The organism is Acidithiobacillus sp. TH-A36 (genome assembly GCF_057473445.1).
The window spans coordinates 1-1,512 of the sequence record NZ_JBYCKP010000175.1; the positions used below are offsets into that span (position 1 = coordinate 1).

General features: G+C 50.7%; 2 protein-coding genes. Both read left to right on the plus strand.

Translation table 11 applies throughout. From position 1 onward, the window contains the following. Window positions 1–203: 203 nt before the first annotated feature. Window positions 204–1,130, plus strand: coding sequence for a selenium metabolism-associated LysR family transcriptional regulator (locus tag AC2VLY_RS04775; protein ID WP_010637323.1), 927 nt, complete (start codon window positions 204–206; stop codon window positions 1,128–1,130). A gap of 26 nt (window positions 1,131–1,156) precedes the next feature. Further along, the coding region (locus AC2VLY_RS04780) for a glutamine amidotransferase-related protein (RefSeq protein ID WP_486921847.1) at window positions 1,157–1,512 on the plus strand (356 nt) is incomplete at its 3' end.

Here is a 1,512-nt window from a genome sequence, read left to right on the forward strand (position 1 = left end):
GGGAACAAAAACCAATATAGATAGGCCCATAGAGGTTTTTTCTGGAGTTTTTGCAAGCGAATTTGTAAACTCTGTACCCCGGCGCCTTGCAGATCGAGCTTTTCCCAAGCCTTGGGCATGGGTTATCCTCCTTAAATACTGTATTGAAGCGCTCAGATATTACCCCTAAACTCATTAAAAGTCGCGGGTGACTAAGGATTTCCATGGCAGATCGACGGTTACAGGTTTTTCACACGGTGGCAAGGATGCTCAGCTTTACCAAAGCGGCAGATACTTTGCACATGACGCAGCCTGCGGTGACTTTTCAGGTGAAGCAGCTTGAAGAGCAATTCAATACGCGGTTGTTTGACCGTACCCATAATCGCATCAGCCTCACTGAAGCGGGCCTGGTGGTGTACGAATACTCGGAACGCATCATTTCCCTGTACACGGAAATGTCCAATCGGGTTGGAGAAATGACGGGAGACTTGCGTGGTCATTTGCTGATCGGAGCCAGTACCACCATTGCCGAGTACATGCTTCCCCGTCTGCTCGGTGATTTCAAAATGAAATATCCGGACGTACAGGTGCGCCTGCATGTAGGAAATACCGACAAAATTGTCCACATGATTGAAGACAACAGCATTGATTTGGGACTGGTGGAAGGCGTGGTGACCAATAAAAGTCTGGCCACACTCAAGTGTTGCATGGATTCCATGATTGTCATCGCCCAGCCTGATCATGCCCTGGGTCTCCATGAAAGCGTGTCTGCTCAAGAGTTGCTGGATTATCCTTTTGTTTCCCGCGAAGAAGGTTCCGGCACCCGGGAAGTCACCATGGAATATCTGCATCAGGCTGGCATAGATACGGATGATTTGCATATCACCATGGAATTGGGCAGCCCTGAGGCGGTCAAGGGCGCGGTGGAGGGGGGGCTCGGCGTGGCCATTGTCTCCGAGGCCACGGTACTGAAAGAGCTGGCCCTGGGGACCTTACTGGCCCGGCCCTTGAGCCCGGCCCTGGCAAGGCCGTACTTTTTTGTGTACCAGAAACAAAAATTCCGCAGTCTGGTTATGGATGAATTTCTGGAGTTTGCCAAGGAACGTTGCAGCAAGGACATGTTGGCCATGCCGGTGCGTCGCGAGGTCTAATCAACGAGAAGTTTTGAGGAGTATGAATGAAGCATTTTGCAGTCGTGCAGCACAGTTATTCCGAATTTCTGGGAATCGTGGAAAGCCAACTGGAAAAGCGCGACATCGGTTTCAGTTATTTTCGGGTTTTTTTGAGTGGTGAATTACCGGGGAATGCCCTGACTTTTGATGCCCTGTTTTTGTTGGGTGGGCCGATGTCTCCGCTGGAAACAGAAAAGCACGAATGGCTGGAGCAGGAAATCAAAACCATTGCCATGTTCCGTAAAAACCGCAGACCGGTAGTGGGTTTCGGGCTGGGGGCGCTGCTGCTGGCTAAATATGAAGGCGCAGAATTACAACTGGAACCTTATCACAACGCCTATTTTACGACGGCGCATGCCAC

Bases quoted from the DNA above. Each gene is read 5' to 3' on its own strand.
- AC2VLY_RS04775 (WP_010637323.1), top strand. From the start codon at position 204: ATGGCAGATCGACGGTTACAGGTTTTTCACACGGTGGCAAGGATGCTC.